This is a genomic window from Dietzia sp. DQ11-44 (assembly GCF_014145205.1).
Classification (GTDB): domain Bacteria; phylum Actinomycetota; class Actinomycetes; order Mycobacteriales; family Mycobacteriaceae; genus Dietzia; species Dietzia natronolimnaea.
In genome coordinates this window covers 1-4,855 of record NZ_JAALEC010000435.1, presented here as the reverse complement: position 1 = coordinate 4,855, position 4,855 = coordinate 1, and the positions used below count along the sequence as shown (strand labels likewise).

Annotated in this window: 6 protein-coding genes and 1 pseudogene; 2 read left to right on the top strand and 5 right to left on the bottom strand. The window is 69.9% G+C overall.

Features of this window, described 5'->3' with window-relative positions; all coding sequences use genetic code 11:
- The 5 genes and pseudogenes from G6018_RS11355 to G6018_RS11335 all read right to left on the bottom strand — a co-directional run.
- Positions 1-511: pseudogene (locus G6018_RS11355) on the bottom strand (hypothetical protein); the annotation flags it as partial.
- Positions 508-1,530 carry a 16S rRNA (cytosine(1402)-N(4))-methyltransferase RsmH gene (gene rsmH, locus G6018_RS11350; protein ID WP_182639642.1) on the bottom strand — a complete coding sequence of 341 codons (1,023 nt, stop codon included), beginning with the start codon at positions 1,528-1,530 and terminating at the stop codon, positions 508-510. The pseudogene G6018_RS11355 and the gene rsmH, both read right to left, overlap by 4 nt.
- A gap of 179 nt (positions 1,531-1,709) precedes the next feature.
- The gene (locus G6018_RS11345; RefSeq protein WP_179525058.1) at positions 1,710-2,186 is read right to left on the bottom strand and encodes a division/cell wall cluster transcriptional repressor MraZ; all 477 of its coding nucleotides are present in this window, start codon (positions 2,184-2,186) and stop codon (positions 1,710-1,712) included.
- A 411-nt stretch (positions 2,187-2,597) separates the two neighbouring features.
- Complete coding sequence (locus tag G6018_RS11340; RefSeq protein WP_179525057.1) at positions 2,598-3,008, bottom strand: DUF3040 domain-containing protein; 411 nt, start codon at positions 3,006-3,008, stop codon at positions 2,598-2,600.
- 176 nt (positions 3,009-3,184) lie between these two features.
- Complete coding sequence (locus G6018_RS11335; RefSeq protein WP_179525056.1) at positions 3,185-3,589, bottom strand: SAV_6107 family HEPN domain-containing protein; 405 nt, start codon at positions 3,587-3,589, stop codon at positions 3,185-3,187.
- Between the two features lie 93 nt (positions 3,590-3,682).
- On the opposite strand from G6018_RS11335, the gene G6018_RS11330 reads away from it, so the two are divergent.
- Together G6018_RS11330 and G6018_RS11325 are read left to right on the top strand one after the other, a co-directional pair.
- Positions 3,683-4,282 (top strand): GNAT family N-acetyltransferase, encoded by a 600-nt coding sequence (locus G6018_RS11330; protein ID WP_179525055.1) that lies wholly within the window; start codon positions 3,683-3,685, stop codon positions 4,280-4,282.
- The coding region (locus tag G6018_RS11325; protein ID WP_182639641.1) for an FAD-dependent oxidoreductase at positions 4,266-4,855 on the top strand (590 nt) is incomplete at its 3' end. The genes G6018_RS11330 and G6018_RS11325, both read left to right, overlap by 17 nt.

The window sequence follows — 4,855 nt, the reverse complement described above, 5'->3', positions numbered from 1 at the left end:
GCGGCTTGACCGGCGCGCCGAGCTTCGCCTCGGGCTCGCCGACCACCTCGATCACGCCGTCCGAACCCCTGGTGAGGATCGGCGCGCTGGCGACCCCGACCATCCCGAGCTTCTCGGCGCGCTGGGCCAGGACCTCCGCCGACCGGGCGCGCTCGTTGGACGCCTGGAGGGCCTCCATGCGTTCGACGAGCTGGACGTTTGCGTCACGCGCGTTCTTGAGGTTGTAGGTGTCCTGGGTGGTCTGCGCGGACAGCAGGAGCGTGCCGCCGACGCCGGTACCGATGAGGAGGAGCATGACGACGACGAAGGGGATCCTCCCCGCGAGGTCGGCGGGACTCAGCCGTTCCGCGGGGACGACCACCGTCCGGCGGCCCCGGACAGAGCGGGTGACCGGCTTCCGGCGCAGGCCCACGGCCCCGACGCCTCTGACCGGCTCGGCGCCCTCGGTGGTGGTGCCGCGCCGGGTGTCGAGGTCGTCGGCGGGATCCGACGTGTCGATCGTGCTCGTCATGGGGTTCTCCCGTCGATACGCCGGACGCAGCGCACCCGGACCGAGGCCGAGCGCGGGTTGTGATCGATCTCGGACTGTGAGGCCTTCTCCGCACCGCGGGTCACGGCCTCGAACTCGGGACCGTGTCCGGGCAGTTCCACCGGCAGACCCGCCGGGGTGCGCGAGGCGGTCCGGGTGGTCAGTTCCCGCTTGACGATCTTGTCCTCGAGCGAGTGGTACGCCATGAACACCGCCCGCCCGTCACCCCTCAGCAGGTCGAGGTACCCGGGGACCGCGTTCTCCACGGCCTCGAGCTCGGCGTTGACCTCGATGCGCAGCGCCTGGAAGACACGTTTGCCCGGATGCCCACCGGTGCGGCGGGCGCCCTGCGGGATGGTGTCGTAGAGCAGCTCGACGAGCTGGGCGCTGGAGGCGACCGGATCTGTCTCACGGCGACGCACGATCGCGGAGGCGATCTGACGCGCGAACCGCTCCTCGCCGTAGACGCGGAAGATCCTGGCGAGGTCGTCACGCGGGTAGTCCGCCAGGATGTCGGCGGCGGTCGGGCCGGTGGTGGGGTCCATCCTCATGTCCAGCGGGGAGTCGACCGAGTACGCGAAACCGCGCTCGGCCACGTCGAGCTGCATCGAGGAGACCCCGAAGTCCAGCAGCACGCCGTCGATCGCCGGGCCGGCCGCGTCCCTCGCGTCCTCGGGGAGGCTGTCCACGATCAAATCGAAGTCGTCGAAGCGGGCGTGCACGGGAGTGAACCGGTCCCGGTAGGCGGTGAGTCTGCGGGTGGCGATCTCGAGGGCCTCGGGGTCGCGGTCGACCCCGACCACCCTCAGGTCGTCGAACTCGGCGAGGAGACGCGAGGTGTGACCGCCCAGACCCAGCGTGCCGTCCACGATCACCGGGCGACGGCCTTCCGCGGCCGCGGAGTCGACGACGGGCCGGAAGAGTTCGAGGGTGCGGTCGAGGAATACTGGGATGTGACCGGACCGGGCAGCCGCGCGGTCGGAGTCGGGCTCTTCCGCCATGTCGCCTCCCTCGCGTCCGGATGTCATCGGTGCTCCGGTTGTGGTGGAGCCCCCTGGTCCCCGTCCGGTACCCACCTGGCGTTGGGGAAGTACGTCAGGGTGGTGCCGGGCAGGGGCCGGGGGGCTCCGTCCGTCGTGCTGTCGTGCTGTCGTTCCGTCGTGCTGGTCCGTCCCGGGGATCAGAACTCGATCCCCAGCGAGGTGCCCTCCATCTCGGAGAACACGGGGAGGTTCTCCGCGCTGTAGCGGTCCCAGGCCTCGGCGTCCCAGACTTCGAGACGCTCTCCGAGGCCGTTGACCACGCAGTCCTTGCCGAGGCCCGCGTAGTTCCGCTGACTCGCCGGAATGGAGACCCGTCCCTGCGAATCGAGTTGTTGGACCTCCGCGCCGCTCACCAGGAGCCGGAAGAACGCCATGTGCCTCTCACTGAGGTTGGCGGTCGGCCGGACCTTTCTGACCAACGCGTCGAACTCGCGTTCCGGGAAGACCGAGAGCGTGTTGGTGAACCACCCACACACGACCACCCCGTCGGCCAGGCCAGGCCTGAATCTGGCGGGGATCGTCAGCCGCCCCTTGTCGTCGAGCTTGGGACGGTGCGTCCCGTACCCGACGAAGGCTCGTTCACGCTCGGAGTCGGTGGGATCGGTGTCGGTCACCCGCCACCTCCTGGGTTCAGGCCCCTTCGAGCTCCTCGCGTCCCCCACTGTACCCCACAACGCCCCACAAACAAGGCCTGTGCCCCACTTCTCCCCACCGACTTACATCTCTGCAGTTCAGAGCACGCTGCCGACCCGTGACCAGCTGGAGAACCCGCCGTGAGTCATGCCGGAGACGGCCACAGTCGGCGAACAGATGTGGTTTCTGTGACTATTTCACACCCTAGGGGCGAATGATGGGCTCCCGGTGGGGCGAAGTGGAGAGCCGGGGGGCGCACGGTGGGGCGCGCCGCCGCAGGGCGATCCGGCATCACCGAGTTCCCACGCGGCCGAGACGCTCGCCGCCGAAATAGGCGGGAGGGGCGAGCGCGGATGCGCTCGCCCCTCCCGGGACGTGATCAGTCGTTCTGGCTACTGCTCGAAGCGACGGCGGAAGCGATCCTCCATGCGCGAGGAGTAGCTCTGGCCCTCGGCCCCCTTGGTGGACGCCTTACCCGTACCCGGCACCCGGGCTCCGCCCGCGGAACCGGCCGACGAGGACGCCTTGGACGGCACCGCGCGCATGGCGAGCACACCCGCCGCGAACATCACTAGGAAACCCACGAGACTGAGGACGGGAAACCCGCCCGGTTTGAAGTCGAGTGCCAACCCGCCCACGAGGAGCGCGACCCCCACGAGACCGAGGATCACCACCAGCCCGGCAGGACGGCGGCCACCGGTCCCACCGGTCTTTCGAACAGACGACGCGAACTTGGGGTCGTCGGCGTAGAGCGCATTCTCGATCTCGTCGAGCATGCGCTGCTCGTGCTCTGACAGGGGCACTTCGACCTCCTTAGAACGCTCGCGGTTACGAGCTCGGCCGGCTCGGCCGTGTGACGTCGACCGTCTACGGGGATCAGCCGGTCAAGGGTTGACTCCATCATACGAGCGCGACGCGGTGGTGACCACCGGGATTCCGAGTACGCGGCAGAAGCCCGGTCCACAGGGCGTCCTCGACCTCACGCCGCCGGACCCAGTACTCCCAGCCGCTCGTCGACCAGGTCGAGGAAACGACCGACAGCCCAGAGGAAGTCATCCGCCATGCGGGGTGTGACCGTTCGGGGGAGCCCGTCCTCCACGGCGGCCGCGAGGGCCGAGTAACCGCCGAAGGCGGAGGCCCATTCCGCCAGCTCGGGAACCTCTGCGGCGAGCCGGTGCCACACATCGGACGGGCCCCTGCGACGCGGCCCCGGGGACAGGAGCGCCGCCGCCGCCGAACGCGCCGCCCGGTAGGACTCGAGAAACCGCTCGGCGGGTGACGACGCGGCCAGCGCCCGGCCCCGGTGGACCTCGGCACGACCTGCCCGACCGAGGGACCCGAGGCCACCCCCGCCCGGCGCACGAACTGCGGTTCTCGACGCCATCTCCGCTGCACCTCCCCTTCTGGACCCCACGGTATCGGCGGGGTACGACACAACTGGAGGTCGTGAACGCGCGCACGTGATGAGATGGGGTGGATGGACACCGTGATCACCAGCCTGGACGCCGGGGAGTTCCGTGACCGACTGCCGGAGGCGCTCGGTGTCTACGTCGACGCCATGGGGTACCCGTCCCAGGTGATCCGATCCCGCGCCCCCGCGTGGATGGAGCACAGCCACCGGGAGGGCTGGTCCGGGGTCGCGGCCTTCGAGGCGCCGCGTCGGCGCCTTCTCGGTCACGCCCGTGGGCCCCTGGTCGCCATCTGTTACGGCTACCGGGGCTCACCCGGCCAGTGGTGGTACGAGCAGGTCGCGCGAGGGCTGCGAGAACAGGATCAGCGCCTGCCGACGGACTACGTCGAGTTGACGGAGCTCCACGTCTCCCCCCGCTACCAGGGGCACGGCATAGGCACTGAGTTGCTCCGCAGGTTCCTGTCCGGTCGCACGGAGGGATCCGTGTTGCTCTCGACCCCCGAGGTCCCCGACGAGGCCAACGGGGCGTGGCGGTTGTACCGGTCGATGGGCTTCTCGGATGTGCTCAGGGCCTACAGGTTCGAAGGCGACGCCAGGCCGTTCGCCGTACTCTCGCGGTCGCTCCCCCTCACCCAACACGGAGGCCCGCGTGAACAACAGTCATGACGTCGTGGTGATCGGTTCCGGTCACAACGGCCTGGTCTGCGCCGCCTATCTCGCGCGGGCAGGGCTCGACGTCCACGTGGTGGAGAAGGACACCGTCCTGGGCGGCGCCACCTCCACTGTCGAGCGCTACCCCGGGCACCGCACGGATCGTGGCTCGTCGGCCCACCTGATGATCCGGCACACCGGCATCCCGGAGGAACTGGACCTGGCCGCCCACGGGCTGAGGTACGTGGACTGTGACCCCTGGGGTTTCGCCCCCGCCCCGCCGGGCAGCGACGCCCCGCCCCTCGTCTTCCACCGCGACCTCGACGAGACCTGTGCGAGCATCGCCGCCGCCTGCGGGCGGGCGGACGCCGACGCCTACCGCGGGTTCGTCCGCCGGTGGGAGGTCCTCGCCGGGCGGATGATGAAGGGGTTCAGCGTTCGCCCCACGGCTCCGCGCCTGGGTTCCGCGTTCCTCGGACGCGACGATCTCCGGGATCCCTTCGGCACGGTCCAGACCTTCCTGTCCTCCGGGGATGCGCTGCTCGACCAGACCTTCACGTCCGAGCGACTCAAGGCCGCCCTGTCCTG

Excerpts from the sequence above, each read along its gene's own strand:
- G6018_RS11335 (WP_179525056.1), bottom strand. The coding sequence starts at position 3,589 with ATGGCGTCGAGAACCGCAGTTCGTGCGCCGGGCGGGGGTGGCCTCGGG.
- rsmH (WP_182639642.1), bottom strand. The coding sequence starts at position 1,530 with ATGGCGGAAGAGCCCGACTCCGACCGCGCGGCTGCCCGGTCCGGTCAC.
- G6018_RS11330 (WP_179525055.1), top strand. The coding sequence starts at position 3,683 with ATGGACACCGTGATCACCAGCCTGGACGCCGGGGAGTTCCGTGACCGA.